Origin of the sequence: Pseudooceanicola sp., assembly GCF_041987405.1 — a bacterium.
In the GTDB taxonomy this organism is placed as follows: Bacteria; Pseudomonadota; Alphaproteobacteria; order Rhodobacterales; family Rhodobacteraceae; genus Pseudooceanicola.
Genome location: NZ_JBHIWR010000005.1, coordinates 219,098 through 236,268 on the forward strand (window position 1 = coordinate 219,098; position 17,171 = coordinate 236,268).

The 17,171-nt window shown below is 64.2% G+C and carries 19 protein-coding genes; 8 read left to right on the forward strand and 11 right to left on the reverse strand.

Features of this window, described 5'->3' with window-relative positions:
* Window positions 1-131: 131 nt before the first annotated feature.
* On the forward strand, window positions 132-1,520 hold the full coding sequence (locus ACFC2Y_RS14375) for an aspartate aminotransferase family protein (protein WP_375175901.1): 1,389 nt from the start codon (window positions 132-134) through the stop codon (window positions 1,518-1,520).
* Entirely contained in the window at window positions 1,517-1,921 is a 405-nt protein-coding gene (locus ACFC2Y_RS14380; protein ID WP_375175900.1) for a GFA family protein, read from the forward strand. Before ACFC2Y_RS14375 ends, ACFC2Y_RS14380 begins: the two co-directional genes overlap by 4 nt.
* Before the next feature lie 90 nt (window positions 1,922-2,011).
* On the opposite strand, the gene ACFC2Y_RS14385 is transcribed toward ACFC2Y_RS14380, so the two are convergent.
* Both ACFC2Y_RS14385 and ACFC2Y_RS14390 read right to left on the reverse strand, forming a co-directional pair.
* A complete protein-coding gene (locus ACFC2Y_RS14385; RefSeq protein WP_375175899.1) occupies window positions 2,012-2,392 on the reverse strand; it encodes a histidine triad nucleotide-binding protein in 381 nt (126 codons plus the stop codon).
* Between the two features lie 8 nt (window positions 2,393-2,400).
* Window positions 2,401-3,978 (reverse strand): DUF5928 domain-containing protein, encoded by a 1,578-nt coding sequence (locus ACFC2Y_RS14390; protein WP_375175898.1) that lies wholly within the window; start codon window positions 3,976-3,978, stop codon window positions 2,401-2,403.
* Between the two features lie 143 nt (window positions 3,979-4,121).
* Between ACFC2Y_RS14390 and ACFC2Y_RS14395 the strand changes: the two genes are divergently transcribed.
* Complete coding sequence (locus tag ACFC2Y_RS14395; RefSeq protein WP_375175966.1) at window positions 4,122-4,940, forward strand: sulfotransferase family protein; 819 nt, start codon at window positions 4,122-4,124, stop codon at window positions 4,938-4,940.
* A 2-nt stretch (window positions 4,941-4,942) separates the two neighbouring features.
* On the opposite strand, the gene ACFC2Y_RS14400 is transcribed toward ACFC2Y_RS14395, so the two are convergent.
* The 3 genes from ACFC2Y_RS14400 to ACFC2Y_RS14410 are packed head-to-tail and all read right to left on the reverse strand — an operon-like array spanning window position 4,943 to window position 7,230.
* Window positions 4,943-6,049, reverse strand: coding sequence for a CaiB/BaiF CoA transferase family protein (locus ACFC2Y_RS14400; RefSeq protein ID WP_375175897.1), 1,107 nt, complete (start codon window positions 6,047-6,049; stop codon window positions 4,943-4,945).
* Window positions 6,049-6,711: a DsbA family protein gene (locus ACFC2Y_RS14405; RefSeq protein WP_375175896.1), complete on the reverse strand. Its 663-nt coding sequence runs from the start codon at window positions 6,709-6,711 to the stop codon at window positions 6,049-6,051. The genes ACFC2Y_RS14400 and ACFC2Y_RS14405 overlap by 1 nt, the downstream gene beginning before the upstream one ends.
* 12 nt (window positions 6,712-6,723) lie before the next feature.
* Window positions 6,724-7,230 carry a DUF721 domain-containing protein gene (locus ACFC2Y_RS14410; protein WP_375175895.1) on the reverse strand — a complete coding sequence of 169 codons (507 nt, stop codon included), beginning with the start codon at window positions 7,228-7,230 and terminating at the stop codon, window positions 6,724-6,726.
* Between the two features lie 105 nt (window positions 7,231-7,335).
* On the opposite strand from ACFC2Y_RS14410, the gene ACFC2Y_RS14415 reads away from it, so the two are divergent.
* Window positions 7,336-8,421: an A/G-specific adenine glycosylase gene (locus tag ACFC2Y_RS14415; protein WP_375175894.1), complete on the forward strand. Its 1,086-nt coding sequence runs from the start codon at window positions 7,336-7,338 to the stop codon at window positions 8,419-8,421.
* 3 nt (window positions 8,422-8,424) lie between these two features.
* Window positions 8,425-9,552, forward strand: coding sequence for an alkane 1-monooxygenase (locus tag ACFC2Y_RS14420; protein ID WP_375175893.1), 1,128 nt, complete (start codon window positions 8,425-8,427; stop codon window positions 9,550-9,552).
* 108 nt (window positions 9,553-9,660) lie between these two features.
* On the opposite strand, the gene ACFC2Y_RS14425 is transcribed toward ACFC2Y_RS14420, so the two are convergent.
* From ACFC2Y_RS14425 to ACFC2Y_RS14435, 3 genes are all read right to left on the reverse strand, one after another.
* Window positions 9,661-10,752 carry a site-specific DNA-methyltransferase gene (locus tag ACFC2Y_RS14425; protein ID WP_375175892.1) on the reverse strand — a complete coding sequence of 364 codons (1,092 nt, stop codon included), beginning with the start codon at window positions 10,750-10,752 and terminating at the stop codon, window positions 9,661-9,663.
* 134 nt (window positions 10,753-10,886) lie between these two features.
* A complete protein-coding gene (locus ACFC2Y_RS14430) occupies window positions 10,887-11,504 on the reverse strand; it encodes a ribonuclease HII (RefSeq protein ID WP_375175891.1) in 618 nt (205 codons plus the stop codon).
* A gap of 196 nt (window positions 11,505-11,700) precedes the next feature.
* Window positions 11,701-12,162 (reverse strand): hypothetical protein, encoded by a 462-nt coding sequence (locus tag ACFC2Y_RS14435; protein ID WP_375175890.1) that lies wholly within the window; start codon window positions 12,160-12,162, stop codon window positions 11,701-11,703.
* A 63-nt stretch (window positions 12,163-12,225) separates the two neighbouring features.
* Here ACFC2Y_RS14435 and ACFC2Y_RS14440 point away from each other — a divergent pair, with 63 nt between their 5' ends.
* The 3 genes from ACFC2Y_RS14440 (at window position 12,226) to ACFC2Y_RS14450 (ending at window position 14,132) form a co-directional block, all read left to right on the forward strand.
* Window positions 12,226-12,582 carry a hypothetical protein gene (locus ACFC2Y_RS14440; protein WP_375175889.1) on the forward strand — a complete coding sequence of 119 codons (357 nt, stop codon included), beginning with the start codon at window positions 12,226-12,228 and terminating at the stop codon, window positions 12,580-12,582.
* Between the two features lie 4 nt (window positions 12,583-12,586).
* A complete protein-coding gene (locus ACFC2Y_RS14445; protein ID WP_375175888.1) occupies window positions 12,587-13,300 on the forward strand; it encodes a transcriptional regulator in 714 nt (237 codons plus the stop codon).
* A gap of 139 nt (window positions 13,301-13,439) precedes the next feature.
* Entirely contained in the window at window positions 13,440-14,132 is a 693-nt protein-coding gene (locus ACFC2Y_RS14450) for an NnrU family protein (RefSeq protein WP_375175887.1), read from the forward strand.
* Window positions 14,133-14,204: 72 nt separating this feature from the next.
* Here the strand turns inward: ACFC2Y_RS14450 and ACFC2Y_RS14455 are convergent, their stop codons facing one another.
* Genes ACFC2Y_RS14455 through ACFC2Y_RS14465 form a run of 3 tightly spaced genes read right to left on the reverse strand, consistent with a single transcriptional unit; the run spans window position 14,205 to window position 17,170 of the window.
* A complete protein-coding gene (locus ACFC2Y_RS14455) occupies window positions 14,205-15,194 on the reverse strand; it encodes an ABC transporter ATP-binding protein (protein WP_375175886.1) in 990 nt (329 codons plus the stop codon).
* Window positions 15,187-16,194, reverse strand: coding sequence for an ABC transporter ATP-binding protein (locus ACFC2Y_RS14460; RefSeq protein ID WP_375175885.1), 1,008 nt, complete (start codon window positions 16,192-16,194; stop codon window positions 15,187-15,189). The genes ACFC2Y_RS14455 and ACFC2Y_RS14460 overlap by 8 nt, the downstream gene beginning before the upstream one ends.
* 10 nt (window positions 16,195-16,204) lie before the next feature.
* Window positions 16,205-17,170 (reverse strand): ABC transporter permease, encoded by a 966-nt coding sequence (locus ACFC2Y_RS14465; protein ID WP_375175884.1) that lies wholly within the window; start codon window positions 17,168-17,170, stop codon window positions 16,205-16,207.
* Window position 17,171 lies beyond the last annotated feature (1 nt).

Sequence of the window (17,171 nt, forward strand, 5' to 3'; positions counted from 1 at the left end):
CGGGGCTGCAAGCGGGATTGCGAGAGGCCAGACAACCTGGACCAGATGGTCAAAATCCCCGTCTACCCCGATTGCCAAGCGTCGGGACCGCGCGTAGGCTCCCCCACGACCCCGGCACAAGGAGCGCAGCGATGGATGGCGAATTCCGCGACAACGACATCTCCAAGATCGTGGAGGCCGACAAGGCCCACGTCTGGCACCACCTGATCCAGCACAAGCCGTTCGAGACGGGCGAGCCGCGCATCATCACCGAGGGCAAGGGCATCCATGTCTGGGACCAGCGCGGGGTGAAGCACCTCGACGCCGTGTCGGGCGGGGTCTGGACGGTGAATGTGGGCTACGGGCGCGAAAGCATCGCCAATGCGGTGCGCGACCAGTTGATCAAGCTGAACTATTTCGCCGGTGCGGCAGGCACGATCCCCGGGGCGATCTTTGCCGAGAAGCTGATCGAGAAGATGCCGGGGCTGACCCGCGTCTATTATTGCAACTCCGGCTCGGAGGCGAATGAGAAGGCCTTCAAGATGGTCCGCCAGATCGCGCACAAGCGCTACGGCGGGAAGAAGACAAAGATCCTTTATCGCGACCGCGATTATCACGGCACGACGATCGGAACGCTGTCCGCAGGTGGTCAGGATCAGCGAAACGCGCAGTACGGCCCCTTCGCGCCGGATTTCGTGCGGGTGCCGCATTGCCTGGAATATCGCGCGGGCGATCAGGGCGCGCCGGTGGAAAACTACGGCGAATGGGCGGCGGACCAGATCGAACAGGTGATCCTGGCCGAGGGGCCGGAGACGGTCGGCGCGCTCTGCCTCGAACCGATTACGGCGGGCGGCGGCGTCATCACCCCGCCCGAGGGCTACTGGCCCCGCGTGCAGGAGATCTGCCGCAAGTACGACGTGCTGCTGCATATCGACGAGGTGGTCTGCGGTGTCGGCCGCACCGGCACCTGGTTCGGCTATCAGCATTACGGGATCGAGCCGGACTTCGTGACCATGGCCAAGGGCGTCGCCTCGGGCTACGCCGCGATTGCCTGCTGCGTGACCTCCGAGCGGGTGTTCGAGATGTTCAAGGATGATGCGGAGGATCCGCTGAACTACTTCCGCGATATTTCCACCTTCGGGGGCTGCACGGCCGGCCCGGCGGCGGCGATCGAGAACATGCGGATCATCGAGGACGAGAAGCTGCTGGAGAACACCATGGCCATGGGCGACCGGCTGATGGCGAATTTCGAGGCGCTGGCGGAGAAGCACAAGGTGGTGGGTCAGGTCCGCGGCAAGGGGCTATTCGCCGGGATCGAACTGGTCGCGGACCGGCAGACCCGGGAACCGGCGGATGAAAAGCTCTGCGCGCAGATCGTCGCGGAATGTGCCAAGCGGCAGGTCATCATCGGCGTCACCAACCGCTCCATCCCCGGTTACAACAATACGCTCACTTTCTCGCCCGCGCTGATCGCGACCGAGGGGCAGATCGACGAGATCGCCAATGTGGTGGACGAAAGCCTCGGGGCGGTTTTCGGATGATCACCGGGCGCTGTTACTGCGGGGAGTGCGCCTATGAGGCGACGGGCGGGACGTTTTTCCATGCCCAGTGCCACTGTCGGGAGTGTCAGTACATCACCGGCGGCGGGCCGAATTACTTCATGATGTGCCGGGCGGAGGATTACCGGATCACGAAGGGGTCGCCCAAGGCTTTCACCCGGTCTGATCTGGAGAGCCCCGTAACCCGGCATTTCTGCCCGACCTGCGGCACGCATCTGAACACCTATCCGCGCCCGGCCCATGTGGTGATCAAGGTCGGCACGCTGGACGATCCGACCGCCTATCCCGGACCGGAGACGGCGATCTACATGTGCGACGTGCAGCCCTTTCATCACGTGGCCGACGGTGTGACGCCCTTTGACAGGCTGCCGCCACGGGGCTGAACGGCGCGCCCTTCTTTTTGCTGGAAATATCTTCGGGGGTGAATTGGCCCGGCACGGGCCAAGAGGGGGCAGACAGCCCCCTGCCCCAAGTTATTCGGCCTTCTGCAGCATCCGGCCCAAACGCCGCCCGCCAAGTATATGCAGGTGGAAATGCGGCACCTCCTGAACGCCATCCTCACCAGCGTTGGAGATGAACCTGCAGCCCGGGCCATCATCCGCCGTCACGCCCATCTTGCGACAGACCGCAGCCACGGTACGGTGGAAATCCGCGATCTCGGCCTCCGACGCCTCGCCCGCGAAATGGTCGTAGGTGACATAGGGCCCCTTGGGGATGACCAGTACGTGCACCGGCGCCTGCGGTCGGATGTCTTCGAAGGCGAGGGTGTGGTCGCTCTCCATCACCGTCTTGTTGGGGATCTCGCCGCGCAGGATCTTGGCGAAGATATTCTGGTCGTCATAGCTATAGGCCATCGGGAACCTCAGTCGGAAAAAAGTTCGGGGTCTTCCGCCAGTTCATGTGCCAACTCGGCAGGAACGGCAAGGAAGTCTGTCAGCGCACGGGTGTTCTGTTCGACTGTGGCAGACTGGCGGATGCGGTGGAAATTGGCAAAGCGGGCATCATGCAGCCGGTCGCTTTCCATGGCCATGGCATTGCCGATCGTCGGGATCAGCAGGTCCATCGCCTCCGCACTGGTGTGATCGGAGGCCAGCCCGGTGCGCAGGGCATGCCCCCGCAGGTACTCGGTGTCGAAGTCGCATTCGATGTCCAGCAGGGTGGTGGTGGAGCGGTCGGCACAAAAATCCTCGATCAGGTCGAGGCTGGCCGGATCAATGCAGACGATCATCCGGTTGCTGTGGAAGTAGTCGAACAACATCCGCAACAGGGCCCGGCGATGACGCGTGCGTTTCGACAGAGAGGTCTGGATCCCCCCCAGATCGGGCAGCACTGTGGTCTCCTCATGAAACAGGTAATCCACCGAAGGTATCTTCGTCACATCCCGGATCCGGCTGACCAGACGTTTGGCGACATGCCATTTCTTGCAGATGATGATGAGCAATTCCCGGTCGCGGCCCAGGGTGGCCTCGTTTTCCCAGAACCGTGGCGCGAAGCGGTTGCCGATCCGGCCCCGTCCGGCCAGAAACTTGTAGAGCGCGCGCCCCTCGTCGGAGATCGTGAACGTGATGCTGTCGTCGTTGTAGAGCTGGCCGAGCCTTTCCTTCAGCTCGTGGGCCTCCGGGCTGACCTTGCGGGCGAAGAGAAAATCCTGGCCGAGCAGAAGGTCATAGTGGTCATTGTAGAAGGTCACCGGCATGCCATAGTCGGTGAACATCAGGAAGGTCGGGGTGCGGGTCTCGATCTCCTCCCCCGGGACCAGATGGCGGACCAGGGTCTGGAAAAAGGTCTCGTCCGGGATCCAGGTGGTCGAAAAGAACCGCATGACATCGCGGCGGCGGGCGGCGAACTCCATCACGGCCTCGACCGTGCGGCGGCGCAGACACCACCACTGGCTGCCGATCTGGACCTGCAGATCGCCGGGGATGGACCGGGCCAGGTTCAGGCGCCGCTGCCATTCGATGCTTTGATAGAACAGCCATTTGTTCGACCGTTCGTTGAAATAATGCCTGTAGATCAGGCGCTCGTCCTTGATGCCGGTCCGGATCCAGTTGCTGTCGAAAAAATCGAAACTCTCGATGTAGTCGACCTCTCTGGCGTCCAGAAAATCATGGGCATAGCGAGCCGATTTGATCGGGACGCAATCGCCGGACATCATGTAGAAATGCGTGGCGCGCGGAAAATCCTCCAGCGCCGCATTCAGCGCCTGCAGGGTGGCGGCCACCAGGGACCATTCGCCCCAGCCACAGCGCAGCCTGCGGCGCGCGAAGGTCACGTTGGCATTGTCGGCCAGTCCTTTGCGGATCTGCTGATAGGCGGCCTGTCCCGCGGTGGCGTCGAAATGGATCGAGACATAGTCCCCCGCGGCGGTCAGCCGCTCGGCCTGCGCGACGACGGCATCGGGGTCCTTGTGACACAGAAGTATATACGCAATCGTCGCCATTTCGGGAACAATAACCAGTATTTGGAGCGATTTGTCGACACCTGTTCGGGTCTTCGCCAATTGATAAGGGGGCAAATATTTGCTCTGTATGCAAGTTAATGATCGGGCGCACACAACTGGCCCGAGTATCGGAGGCAGAGCAGATGGGGTTTCCCGGTGTCTGGATGACAGAGAGCGAGAGCGTGGTGTACCGCGTGGTGCCCAAGTGCGCCTGCTCGACCATCGGACAGATCATGTACTATTCGGATCACGGGTCGTTCTACGACGGTGACATCCACGATGCGACCACGGGCCTGCACAAATGGGCGCAGGAGCACAGCCAGGGCCCGATCGAAGAAAATGTCTCCCGGCACAAGAGTTACGCGTTCACCTGCGTGCGCAATCCCTACACGCGGATCCTGAGTTCCTTCTTTGACAAGATCTGCGGCATCCAGCGCAACGGCAACCGCTATCGCGGCAATCTGGTGCCCCTGCTGGTGCAGAAATACGGGATCGAGGTTGGCGGCGACGACGGCAAGGAAGAATTCGACCAGATCAAGAGCTTCCGCCGCTTTTTGCTGTTCGCACGTGACACCATCCGCTGGCGCCGCCCGATGGAGCCGGACATTCATTGGTCCGCCATGTCTGGCCATATCTCGACCTTCGTCATCAACGGCGGACGCTACGACAAGATCTTCTGGACGGAAGAGTTCAACGAGGGGATGCAGGACTTGCTCGATCACATCGAGACGCCGCACCGGGTCGATCTCTCCGCCATCCCGCGGTTCAACGAAAGCGAGGGCCATGGCCCCAAGCGCGCCCATCCGGTCGAGGATTACTTCGACGACCTGTCGATGCATCTGGTCTACGAAATGTACAAGCGCGACTTCGACCTGTTCAAATACGATGCACAGGACCCGGCCAACAAGATGCCGATCGGCGAGATCGACCTGGACGAGGTGCACGCCAAACTGGGCGAATAGGCTCAGCGCGGCAGTTTCGGCGAGGCCCGGTCCAGCTTCAGTTCCGCGTCCGAAAAGCGGAAGGGCGCGCGGACGCCCGGCACGCCATCTGGGTCGATCCGCATCTTGCGGGCGATGACCTGCGGGTCCTCGAACACTTCGGCCATATCGTTGATCGGCCCGGCGGGGATCCCCTTGTCCTCGCATTGCGCCAGCAGCTCTGCCTTGGTGAAGCGCAGGCAGGCCTCCGACAGGCGGCGGATCATCTCCGGCCGGTTGGCGACGCGATCGGAATTGATGAGGTAGGCGGGGTCGTCCTTCATCTCCGGCAGGCCCAGCACGTCGCAGAGGCGGCGGTACTGGGCATCATTGCCGGTGGCAATGATGATATGGCCATCTGACACCTCGAAAACCTGATAAGGCGTGAGGTTCGGGTGGTAGTTGCCGGTCCGCGCCGGGGGCGTGCCGGTAGAGAGGTAGTTCATCGCCTGGTTGGCAGTGACAGAGACGGCGCAGTCCAGCAGGGCCATGTCGATATGCTGGCCCCGTCCGGTCACGCCGCGCTGGTGCAGGGCGGCGAGGATGGCGGTGGTGGAATAGACCCCGGTGAAGAGGTCGGTGATCGCAACACCCGCGCGCAGCGGTTCGCCCTCCGGCTCGCCGGTCAGCGACATCAGGCCGGACATGCCCTGGATGATGTAGTCATACCCCGCGCGATGTGCATAGGGCCCGTCCTGGCCGAACCCGGTGATGGAACAGTAGATCAGCCGCGGATTGATCGCGGCGAGGCTCTCGTAGTCCAGCCCGTATTTCTTCAGACCGCCGACCTTGAAGTTCTCGATCAGGATGTCAGCGTCCTTGACCAGGTCACGGACCTGCGCCTGCCCCTCTTCGGTGCGGAAATCACAGGTGATGCAGGTCTTGCCGCGGTTGCAGGAGTGGTAGTAGGCAGCGGTGTGATCCTCGTCCCGGTCGATGAACGGCGGGCCCCATTTGCGGGTGTCGTCGCCATCGGGGCTTTCGACCTTGATGACCTCGGCACCGAGGTCGGACAGAGTCTGACCGGCCCAGGGGCCGGCCAGGATACGGGCGAGTTCAACGACCCGAAGGCCTTGCAGTGGGGTCGTCATCAGCTCTCCAGCTTGGCGTCCAGGATGACCTTGAGATCGTCATAGGTCATGTTCGAGTGCTTCTCGCCGTCGATGAACAGCGTCGGCGTGCCGGTCACGTCATCCTCGGTCGCGTTTTCCTGGAACCAGGCGACGAGGGCGCGGGCGTTGTCCTCGTCGGAGAGGCAGGCTTCGAGTTGGTCGTTTTCGAGGCCTGCGACACGGCCGATCTTGCGCAGGCGTTCAGCGATACCCGCCGGGTCGCCGTTGCCGATCCAGGTCTTCTGCTGATCATACAGCATGTCGGAAATGCCGAAGAACCGGGTCGGTTCGCAGCGCGCGATCATCGCGGCCCAGAGGCCGAACTGATCGAAGTAGACGTCGCGGTAGATGAACTTCACCTTGCCGGTGTCGATGTAGTCCTTCTTCAGGTCCTTGAAGACGGCCTTGTGAAAGCTGGCGCAATGCGGGCAGGTGAAAGAGGCGTATTCCATCATCGTCACCGGCGCGTCGTCGCTGCCCAGGGTCATCTCGACGATCCCGGTGGTATCGGCGCCCTCGGCAGAGGCGGGGGTGATGTTGGCGATACTGGTCTGCGCGGGCTTCTGCGAAACGTACCACGCCCCGCCTGCGGCCACGATCGCGGCAGCGGCAGCGCCGGTCATGAGAGTTCTGCGGTCCATGAATGGTCCTTCCTACTTGTCGTGTTTGCTTAGAACATTCCGGGCCAGCGCCTCAAGCGCCGATCGGAGGCTGTCATCCCCCACACCATCGGCCACATCGCGCGCGCGGCTCAGCACTTCGGGCGCGGGGGGCTGTTTGGGTTGCGGGGCGGATTTCATCGTGAAGTCGACCTGACCCTCGGCAAAGCCGGTGGCGGCGGTCTGGGTCACGCGCACGCGCGAGATGGCATTGTAGCCGTAGACGGCGTTGACCTTCCCGCGCAGGGTTTCCTTCTGCATCTCGACCATCGGCGCCATGGGGCCGGTGGTCAGCAGGGTCAGCGTGGCGCCGAAACCCTGGCGACCATAGGTGACATCGACCGGGCGCGCCATCGTGGCGAGATCACCGGCGATCTCCTCCCAATGCGTCAGAAGGCGCGTCACCGCGAAGCCTCGGGTTTCCCCGGCCTGGCGGATCCGGGTTTCCAGCAGCTTGGACGCGCTCTTGAAACCATATGTCGATGTATTGCGACGGGTCATCTTTTGCCTTTCAGCGTTGCGCCCTATCCTAGTGGGATATTCGGCGGGGACCAGAGGGCCCGTTGGATCATAAACAAAGCGTGACGAGAGCGATTCAGGGGCGATATGGGCGAGGCGAGGGCAGGCGATCTTCTGGCGTGGTACGACCGGCATGCGCGCGATCTGCCCTGGCGGGTGCCGCCTGGGGCGAATGTGCGTCCCGATCCCTACCGCATCTGGCTGTCAGAGGTGATGCTGCAACAGACCACCGTTGCGGTGGTGAAGGACTATTTCACCCGGTTCACAACGCTCTGGCCGACGGTTGGCGATCTGGCCGCCGCGCCGGATGCGCGGGTGATGGGGGAATGGGCGGGCCTCGGCTATTACGCCCGGGCGCGCAACCTGCTGAAATGCGCGCGGGTCGTGGCGCATGAGTTGGGGGGCGTCTTTCCCGATACGGAGGAGGGGCTGCGCGCCCTGCCCGGCATCGGCCCCTATACGGCGGCGGCGATTGCGTCCATCGCCTTTGACCGCAGCGCTGTGGTGATGGACGGCAATGTAGAGCGGGTCATGGCGCGGTTGCATGACATCCACACCCCCCTGCCCGGTGCCAAGCCGGTGCTGAAGGCGGAGGCGGAGGCGCTGACCCCCGCCGTGCGGCCCGGGGATTACGCCCAGGCGGTCATGGACCTGGGCGCGACGATCTGCACCCCGCGCAGCCCCGCCTGCGGCATCTGCCCCTGGCGCGATCCCTGTGTGGCGCGGGCGGCGGGCACGGCGACGGAGCTGCCAAAGAAGACCCCGAAGAAGGCCAAGCCGGTGCGCCGGGGGATCGCCTATCTGGGTCGCACGCCCGAGGGGGGCTGGCTGCTGGAACGGCGGCCGGACCGCGGGCTTTTGGGCGGGATGCTGGGGTGGCCGGGCTCCGCCTGGGCCGAAGAGGTACCGGAGGAGACCCCGCCCCTGCCCGCCGATTGGCAGGACGTGGGGGCTGAGGCACGGCATACCTTCACCCATTTCCACCTGCGGCTGGCGCTGCGTGTGGCGGTCATCGACCCGGCAGCGGTGCCGGGCAACAGCGCCCTCCATGTGCTGCCGCAGTCGGAGTTCCGCCCGTCCGATCTGCCGACCGTGATGCGAAAGGCATTTGACCTCGCTCAAGGCACGGCCGACACTCTTGTCGACACTCGCCCGCATCGCGAGACGGAGTAAACCATGACCGCCAGACCTATCGCCAGTTTCAGCAGCGCCCTGCCCTTCTGGATGACGCTGGTCAATGTGCCGCTGGCAATCCTCGGCACGCTCTGGGGCGGGTGGTGGCTGCTGCTGCTTCCGGCCTACGGGCTGGTGACCGTGTCGATCCTCGACCGGCTGGCCGGGCTGAACGAGGAGAACCCGGATACCGATACCGAGGAGGCCGATCTTTTCTGGTATCGAGCGGTGACCATGGTCTGGGTGCCGGTGCAGTTCGTGCTGCTGTTCTGGATCATCGGCTATGTCGCCGCCAACCGGCACCTTGGTGTGCTGGAGGTCATCGCGCTGCTTTACGGTGTCGGCATCATGACCGGCGCGGCGGGGATCGTCTATGCGCATGAGCTGATGCACCAGAAAAGCGCGCGCGAGCGGTGGCTGGGGGACATCCTGCTGTCGATGGTGCTCTATTCGCATTTCCGGTCGGAACACCTGCTGGTCCATCACGTCCATGTCGGCACCCCGCGCGATGCGGTGACGGCGCGGTACAACGAAAGCTTCCTTCGGTTCTTCCCCCGGGTTCTTGTAGAATGCCTCGGCTCATCCTGGCGGGCAGAGGTGGCGCGGCTGAAACGCAAGGACCTCTCGGCCTTTGACCGGCGCAATCCGTTCTGGCGCTACGCGGCGCTGCAATTGGGCATGATCGCCATGGCGCTGATCGTCGGGGGGTGGTTCGGGCTGCTGTTGTTTGTCGGGCAGGCCTTCTTCGCGATCTGGCTGCTGGAGCTGACGAACTACGTCGAGCATTACGGGCTGACACGGAAATACCTTGGCAATGGCAAGTTCGAGCACGTCAAGCCGCAGCATTCCTGGAACGCGGCGCACAGGGTGTCGAACTGGATGCTGATCAACCTGCAGCGCCATTCGGACCACCACTACAAGCCCGACCGCCGCTTCCCCCTGCTGCAGACCTATGGCGAGGACGAGGCGCCACAACTGCCCCACGGCTATCCGTTGATGACCACGCTGGCGATGATGCCACCGGTTTGGCGGCGGATGATGAACCCCAAGGTTCGAAAGTGGCGGGCGATGTATTATCCGGAGATCACGGATTGGACCCCCTACAAGCGCGGGGTGCATGAGGGGCTGTGACCCCCGGGCATCGGTGCGGCCCCAAGAAAAAGCCCCGCCACTATGTGGACGGGGCATGAGTTAGGCTCCGCTGAAAGCGGTGTGTGGCGGAGCCAGGCGTTCCTTGGATCAGTTCATTTCGGCGCGGATCTGCTGACGCAGCAGGTCGATCGGGATGGTCTTGCCGTCCTTCTTGAAGTGCCAGTAAGTCCAGCCGTTGCAGGAGGGCGCGTTTTCGATATGCGCCCCGACCTGGTGGATCGACCCGTTGAAGCCGTCGGTGGCCAGCGTGCCATCGGCGCGCACTCGGGCGGCCTGGCCACGCGTGTTCACCAGCATCTCGCCCGGGCGCAGCATGCCGCGTTCGACCAGCTGGCCAAAGGGCACGCGCGGCTCGGCCCGCTTGGAGGTCGAGACCATCAGCGCCTCGCGGTCGAACTTGCGGACCTTGGCAATGCGCGCCTCGGCGACCTTGCGATAGGCCTCCTCGCGTTCGATCCCGATGAATTCGCGGCCCAGCATCTTGGCCACCGCGCCTGTCGTGCCGGTGCCGAAGAAGGGGTCAAGCACCACGTCGCCCGGGTTGGTCGAGCCGACCAGAACACGGTGCAGCAGGCTTTCAGGTTTCTGCGTCGGATGCGCCTTGTCGCCATTGGCATCCTTCAGCCGCTCGCCGCCATTGCAGATCGGCAGAACCCAGTCGGAGCGCATCTGCACGCCCTCGTTCAGGGATTTCAGTGCCTCGTAGTTGAAGGTGTATTTCGCCCCCTCGCCTTTCGACGCCCAGATCATCGTCTCATGCGCATTGGTGAACCGCTTGCCCCGGAAGTTCGGCATCGGGTTCGACTTGCGCCAGACGACGTCGTTGAGGATCCAGTAGCCCGCATCCTGCAGCGCCGCGCCAACACGGAAGATGTTGTGGTAAGAGCCGATCACCCAGATCGCGCCGTTCGGCTTCAACAGACGCCGCGCGGCGGCCAGCCAGTCGCGGGTGAAGCGGTCATAGGCGGCAAAGCTGTCGAACTGGTCCCAATGGTCATCCACCGCGTCGACCTGGGAATTGTCCGGACGATGCAGCTGACCCTTGAGCTGAAGGTTATAGGGCGGGTCGGCAAAAATGAGGTCCACGGAGGCCTCGGGGAGGGAATTCATCACCTCGATGCAGTCGCCTGCAACAATCGTATTGAGCGGCAGAAATGCCTTCGGATCGGTTCGTTTCATCCTGGTCGTGACCTTTGCTTGGGCACCGATTCTCGGGCATGTAGGCACCGTTTCTCGGTGCTCGCTGCGTTGCCCAAAGGATGATTCAAGAGTGATTCGCGGTCAATTTCTTTTTTGATTCAGTGACTTAGAAATCAGGCTTTACACAAGATATTGTGGACCGGCTTGAAGGATTTCCTATGGTGTGGGGTCACACCTAGGGATTGAAGCGCCGAAATATGGCTTTTTGACGGATACCCGGCGTTGCTGTCCCATCCGTAGCCGGGAAACTGTTGCGCCAAATCCCGCATGATCGCGTCCCGCGCCACCTTGGCCGCGATCGAGGCTGCCGAGATCGACACCGAACGCGCGTCGCCCTTGATCACGGCGGTGGCGGGGATGCTCAGGCCCCGGGGGATCAGATTGCCGTCGATCAGGCAATGGTGGGGCCGGGTCCGCAGACCGGCGATCGCGCGTTCCATCGCCAGGTGGCTGGCGCGCAGGATGTTGATCTCGTCGATCTCCTCGACCGTGGCATGGGCGACGCAGACATCCGCACTCGCCATGATCTGCTCCAGCAGGGCGAGGCGGCGTTTTTCGGTCAGCTTCTTGGAATCGTTCAGCCCTTCGGGAATGCGGGCAGGATCCAGGATCACCGCCGCCGCAGTCACCGGCCCGGCCAGGGGGCCCCGGCCCACCTCGTCGACACCGGCAATCCGCGGCATCCCTCGGGCGATCAGCCCAGCTTCGAACGAGAAATCAGGTCCATCCATGATCCCGACGTAACGGGCCACGCAGGTGTTGAAAAGCCGCCAGTTTCTTTTTGCGGCAAGTATCCCGGGGGGTCAGAAGGACGGGGCGCGCCCCCTGCGATGACAATCCCCGGGTCCACAGAAAAAGGGGGAGGGTTTCCCCTCCCCCCCTGCCCGATCCGCCGGGGTGTGGGGCCCCGGCAGGCTCAGCTCTCGCTCAGGCGTTGAAGCCGTTCCGGCGCAGGCAGTGCGGCGAATAGAAGAGGCGCGGGCCCTGGGCGTAGTTGCGGCGGACGCAATCGCTCGGCAGGGTGGCGCGGGTGGTGCGCTGTGCGCAGCGGACGGCATAGCCCTCGGTCCAGCCACGTTGACCACGCACGCTCATCAGGCACTCGCGCGACACGGTGCGGCGATGCTGCTGTTTCTTCCAGTGCGGTTTGTTGTGGTGATTGTTGCCGTAATGCTGCCGGTACCCCTGGTTATGCGGGCGGGTGGTGTAGGTGGTCACCTGGTTCTTCTTGCGCTGTTCGGCGGCGAGGGCGCTGCCGATGATGGCCAGGGCGGTGGCGCCGACGATGATGCGGGCGACATCGCGGTCTGCGGCCTGGGCGGTGCCGACGTTGACAGAGGTGACGGCGAGCGCGGCGGCGACGATGGTGGCAATCAACTTGCGGGTCATGGGGTGCTCCTTTCGGGGGCAACTTGAAATTCAGGATGAACCCGGAAGCGGGTCCGACGAGGTATGATCCAAGCCTCCCCCCGATTGCCGAAATCGGGCAATAACAGCCGCCGGTTATTCGATAACAGCCCCGCCAAGGGCCTATGGTTATTGAATGTCAGCCCTGTTGCGCGCAATGTCGCCGACATGACACGCACAGCTTTCATGACCGCACTCGCGGCCTTATTCCTTACCCTCCCAGCAGCTGCGGAGGCGGCCTGCATCGCCGAGTTCAAGGCCAAGCAGGACAATCCGCTGCGCCTGCAGCACGGGGAAATGCAGGTGTCCTCCTGCGACCGGTCCGCCGCCACCGAAGAGGTGCGCGCGAGGCTTGCGCAGCAGGGGTGGATTCTGCTCAAGATCGTGGCGTTGAAGGGATGACCATGTGAGCGCACCGACAGACAGCACGGAATTCGCCAGCGACCTGCGCCGGATCGGCACGCGGGTCGTCGCGCTTGGGATCGGGGCGATTGCCGGGCTGCTGCTGATCGGGGGCATCGTGCTGTTCCTGACCCTGCCGGATGCGGATGTCTTCAACCAGCGAGTGGAGCGGCTGTTTGTCGAGAATGACACGCTGACCGGGGATGCGGAAATTAAGCTGCTGGAGATCCTGGCCCAGTCCGGCACTGCCTTTTCCGAAACCCTGGCCAGCTACCGCATCGTGATCTTCATCCTGCTGGTCTTCGCCACCGCGATGCTGGTGGCGGCGCTGGTCTTTCTGGTGATCCTCATCACGCTGAACCGCCGCATGGCACAGATCGAACGGGCGGGGATCGAGGTGAACTCCCTGCTGATCAGCCGCGAAGAGAAGACCGTCTATCTCAACAACCACGGGTTCAAGCTGACAGATGCAGCGATGGAAACGCTGTCGATCCTGGCGGAGGCGCGGCTGGATGACGAGATGCTGTCCGGGGCGGAGATCGAGGCGATGATCTCCGGCCGACGGGTCGAGGATTGCGAGGAGGCCGCCGGGGCGACGCGGATCAAGCGGCTGCGTGATACGCTTGGCAATCAGCTGGTCAGCGAGCTGCTGGTGCGCAATATCGCGCGGCGGGGCTATATGCTGTCGGTCGGCAAGGATGTGATCCGGGTGATCTGAAACGCGGTCCGGCGTTCTGAATGGGCTGGCCAGTCCACACGCCTAAACAGTCCCTCCTCCGAGGGCTGGTCATCCGTCTGTTGCCCCCCTATGCCGTCGCCTGTCACATTGCCCGAGAGATGGAGAAGGCAGAGCGCGCATGACCGGATGGGCCGAATATGTCCTGGCTCTGGCCATCTTTGTGGCCAGCCATTTCCTGCCGCGCATCGGCGGGATGCGGGAAAGGCTGATCCGCGCGGTCGGGCGGCGGGTGTATTTCTCGGCCTATGGGGCGGTCTCGCTTGGCCTGCTGGTCTGGGTGATCGTGGCCGCGGGTCGCGCGCCCTATGTCGAGCTCTGGCCGCAGATGCCGTGGATGAGGTGGGTGCCCAACCTCGCCCTGCCCCTCGCCACCGTGCTGGTTACCTGTGGGGTGGGCCTGCCCAATCGCCATACGCTCGGCGGCCGTCGCCACGCTGCCTTCGACCCCGGCGATCCGGGTTTCGCAGCGATCACCCGCCATCCCCTGTTCCTGGCCCTCGCCCTCTGGGCCGGGGCGCATCTGGTGCCGAACGGGGATCTGGCGCATGTCGTGTTGTTCGGCAGCTTCACCGTGATGGCCCTCGCTGCCATCCCCGCCTTTGACGCCAAGGCCCGGCGCGAGTTGGGGGCGGAGGCCCCGGTGTTCTTTGCCGCCAGCGCGCTCCTGTCGCTGCGGCCGCTGACCGACAGGGGCTGGCTGGCCCGGAACGCTCGCCCGATGATGATCCGCCTCGCCATCGGACTGGCCCTGTGGGCTGCGGCGTTGCATCTGCACGGGCCGGTGATCGGCGTCTCGCCGCTGCCGGTGTGAAAGACCCAAAAGACGACGGGCTTGTAGGCGGCGCCTCATGCTCACAGCAGGATTGTCGGCTCTACATGCGCCTCAGGCCGGGATCGCCTCGTCCAGCGCGTGGCAGGCCGCCTGCCCGATCGGCGTGGTTCGGGGCTGTGGAATATCGACCCTGCAGCGGTCGAAGGCCAGCGGACAGCGCGGATGGAAGGCACAGCCCGGCGGGGGGGAAATCGGGTTGGGGATCTCGCCCTCGACCGGGCGACGGCGGCGGCCCGAGAGGGCAAGGTCCGGCACCGCATCCAGAAGCATGCGGGTGTAGGGGTGCTGCGGCTCGGAGAAGAGGCGCTTGCCCTGCGCGACCTCGACCAGACGGCCGAGGTAGAGCACACCGATCCGCGTCGCCATGTGCCGCACCACCGACAGGTCGTGGCTGATCAGAAGATAGGTCAGGCCAAACTCGTCCTGCAGGTCGCGCATCAGGTTCAGGATCTGCGCCTGGACCGACACATCGAGGGCCGAGGTCGGCTCGTCGCAGACGATGAATTCCGGCTTGGACGACAGGGCGCGCGCAATGGCGATCCGCTGTCGCTGTCCACCGGAAAACTCGTGCGGGTACTTGGTCACGTCCGAGGCCGACAGGCCCACGACCTCCAGCAGGCGCGCGGCCTCGGCGCGGGCGTCGGTGGCGTTCATCAGCCCGAAGGTGCGGATCGGTTCGGAGATGATCTCGCCCACGCGCCAGCGCGGATTGAGGCTGGCGAAGGGATCCTGGAAGATCATCTGGAACCGGCGGCGCAGGCTGCGCGGAATGCCCGCGCCCGCGTCGATCTTTTGCCCGTCGAAGGTGATCGTCCCGGCGGACGGCGGCAGCAGGCCGACCACCATCTTGGCGATCGTGGACTTGCCCGAGCCGCTTTCTCCCACAAGCGCAAAGGTCTCGCCCTTGGCGATCTCGAAACTGACATCGGCGTTGGCGGTCAGGTATTGCTTGTCGTCCCGCTCGATCACCCGGTTAAGCCAGGGTTTCGAGACGTCAAAGCGTCGGGTCAGGCCGTCTACCTTCAGAAGCGGGTCAGGCATCGTGGGTCTCTCCTGTCCGGGCGGGGTCATAGAGCCAGCAGGCGACCTCGCGTCCGCTGCCCTGGTCCATCAGGTCGGGGCGGATCTCGCGGCAGGGGGCAAAGGCCCGGTCGCAGCGGGGGTTGAAGGCACAGCCCGTCGGGATGGCATGCAGTCGGGGCATGGAGCCGGGGATCTGCACCAGGCGGTCCGTCTCTTGCGTCAGGGTCGGGATCGAGCCCATAAGGCCCGCAGTATAAGGGTGCAGCGCCTCGGTGATGACCTCGCGCACGGGGCCGACCTCGGCCATCCGTCCGGCGTAGAGGACGGCGACGCGGTCCGCGGTTTCCGCGATCACACCCATGTCATGGGTAATCAGCATGACCGCCGCGCCGCGTTCGGCGCAGATGTCCTTGAGCACCTCGATGATCTGCGACTGCACCGAAACGTCGAGGGCGGTTGTCGGCTCGTCCGCGATGACCAGCTCCGGCTCGGCGCAGAGGGCCAGCGCGATCACCACCCGCTGTCGCATCCCGCCGGAGAAATGGTGGGGATAGTCGTCGATCCGGCGGGCGGCGGCGGGAATGCCGACACGGTCGAGCAGGGCAATAGCCCGCTTGCGCGCCTCGCTTTCGGAGACGTCCATATGCGTCCGGATCGTTTCGATCAGCTGCTGCGCCACAGTGTAGAGCGGGTTGAGCGAGGTCAGCGGATCCTGGAAGACCATGCCGATCCGCCGCCCGCGCACCTTGCGCATCGCTTCGGGGCGCAGGGTGTCGATCCGTTCGCCCTTGAGCCGGATCTCGCCGCTGGCGATGCGGCCCGGCGGTTCGATCAACCCGATGATCGAGGCCCCGGTGATCGACTTGCCCGCGCCGGATTCGCCCACCATGCCCAGCACTTCACCCGGCATGATGTCGAAACTGACACGATCCAGCGCGCGCAGAACGCCGCGGCGCGTCGGAAACTCGACCACGAGATCGCGGACGGAGAGGAGGGGTTGGGTCTTTGTATCGGTCATCTTCGGTCCCCTATCGCAGCCGCGGGTTCAGCGCATCCCGCAGCCAGTCGCCCAGAAGATTGACCGACAGCGCCAGCGCCAGAAGGGTCACCGCCGGGAACAGCAGGATCCACCACTCTCCCGAGATCAGGAAGCCCTGGCCGACGCGGATCAATGTCCCGAGGCTGGGCTGGGTCGGTGGCACGCCGACGCCGAGGAAGGACAGTGTTGCCTCCGCGATGATTGCCAGCGCGAGGCTGATGGTGGCGATCACCAGTACCGGGCCCATGACATTGGGCAGGATGTGCCGGAACATGATCTTGAGCGGATGCGCCCCGATCACCTGCGCCGCCTGCACGTATTCCTTGTTCTTCTCGACCATGGAGGCGCCACGCACCACGCGGGCGAACTGTACCCAGTCGGAAAGACCGATGGCGACAATCAGCACCCAGATGGCCAGCTGGTCGCGCAGGTTGTCAGGAATGAAGCCGCGGGCAATGCCGAAGACCAAGAGCGCGATCAGGATCGCCGGGAAGGCCAGCTGTACATCGGCGATTCGCATCAGCGTGCTGTCTACCCAGCCCCCGCGCCAGCCGGCGAAAAGCCCGATGGAGATGCCCATGACCATGGCGAAGAGCACCGCCATCGCGCCGACGAACAGCGAGGTGCGCGTGCCGTACATGATGGTGGAAAGCATGTCGCGGCCCTGCCCGTCGGTCCCGAGGAGGAAGACCTCGCCGGTGAAGGCGTTCGGCTCCATCGGCGGGGTGAAGCCGTTCATCAGGTTGAGCGCGGCGGGGTTGTAGGGGTTCATCGGCGCGATCAGCGGCGCGAAGACAGAACAGAAGACCACGACCAGCACCACTAGCGTCGCCACGATGGCCACGGGCGCCGTGCGGAAGGCATAGGCCAGGTCGCTGTCCCAGGCGCGGTAGAGGCGGCCTGGGGCCTTTGTCTCGGGGATCTGCGCCTCGGGGATTTGTGTTTCGGGAGTCATG

Coding starts and splice junctions, on each gene's coding strand:
- ACFC2Y_RS14405 (WP_375175896.1), bottom strand. CDS start 6,711: ATGGACCGCAGAACTCTCATGACCGGCGCTGCCGCTGCCGCGATCGTG.
- ACFC2Y_RS14380 (WP_375175900.1), top strand. CDS start 1,517: ATGATCACCGGGCGCTGTTACTGCGGGGAGTGCGCCTATGAGGCGACG.
- ACFC2Y_RS14450 (WP_375175887.1), top strand. CDS start 13,440: ATGACCGGATGGGCCGAATATGTCCTGGCTCTGGCCATCTTTGTGGCC.
- ACFC2Y_RS14440 (WP_375175889.1), top strand. CDS start 12,226: ATGATCCAAGCCTCCCCCCGATTGCCGAAATCGGGCAATAACAGCCGC.
- ACFC2Y_RS14460 (WP_375175885.1), bottom strand. CDS start 16,194: ATGACCGATACAAAGACCCAACCCCTCCTCTCCGTCCGCGATCTCGTG.
- ACFC2Y_RS14400 (WP_375175897.1), bottom strand. CDS start 6,049: ATGACGACCCCACTGCAAGGCCTTCGGGTCGTTGAACTCGCCCGTATC.
- ACFC2Y_RS14430 (WP_375175891.1), bottom strand. CDS start 11,504: ATGGATGGACCTGATTTCTCGTTCGAAGCTGGGCTGATCGCCCGAGGG.
- ACFC2Y_RS14385 (WP_375175899.1), bottom strand. CDS start 2,392: ATGGCCTATAGCTATGACGACCAGAATATCTTCGCCAAGATCCTGCGC.
- ACFC2Y_RS14395 (WP_375175966.1), top strand. CDS start 4,122: ATGGGGTTTCCCGGTGTCTGGATGACAGAGAGCGAGAGCGTGGTGTAC.
- ACFC2Y_RS14420 (WP_375175893.1), top strand. CDS start 8,425: ATGACCGCCAGACCTATCGCCAGTTTCAGCAGCGCCCTGCCCTTCTGG.
- ACFC2Y_RS14425 (WP_375175892.1), bottom strand. CDS start 10,752: ATGAAACGAACCGATCCGAAGGCATTTCTGCCGCTCAATACGATTGTT.
- ACFC2Y_RS14465 (WP_375175884.1), bottom strand. CDS start 17,170: ATGACTCCCGAAACACAAATCCCCGAGGCGCAGATCCCCGAGACAAAG.
- ACFC2Y_RS14415 (WP_375175894.1), top strand. CDS start 7,336: ATGGGCGAGGCGAGGGCAGGCGATCTTCTGGCGTGGTACGACCGGCAT.
- ACFC2Y_RS14455 (WP_375175886.1), bottom strand. CDS start 15,194: ATGCCTGACCCGCTTCTGAAGGTAGACGGCCTGACCCGACGCTTTGAC.
- ACFC2Y_RS14410 (WP_375175895.1), bottom strand. CDS start 7,230: ATGACCCGTCGCAATACATCGACATATGGTTTCAAGAGCGCGTCCAAG.
- ACFC2Y_RS14375 (WP_375175901.1), top strand. CDS start 132: ATGGATGGCGAATTCCGCGACAACGACATCTCCAAGATCGTGGAGGCC.
- ACFC2Y_RS14435 (WP_375175890.1), bottom strand. CDS start 12,162: ATGACCCGCAAGTTGATTGCCACCATCGTCGCCGCCGCGCTCGCCGTC.
- ACFC2Y_RS14390 (WP_375175898.1), bottom strand. CDS start 3,978: ATGGCGACGATTGCGTATATACTTCTGTGTCACAAGGACCCCGATGCC.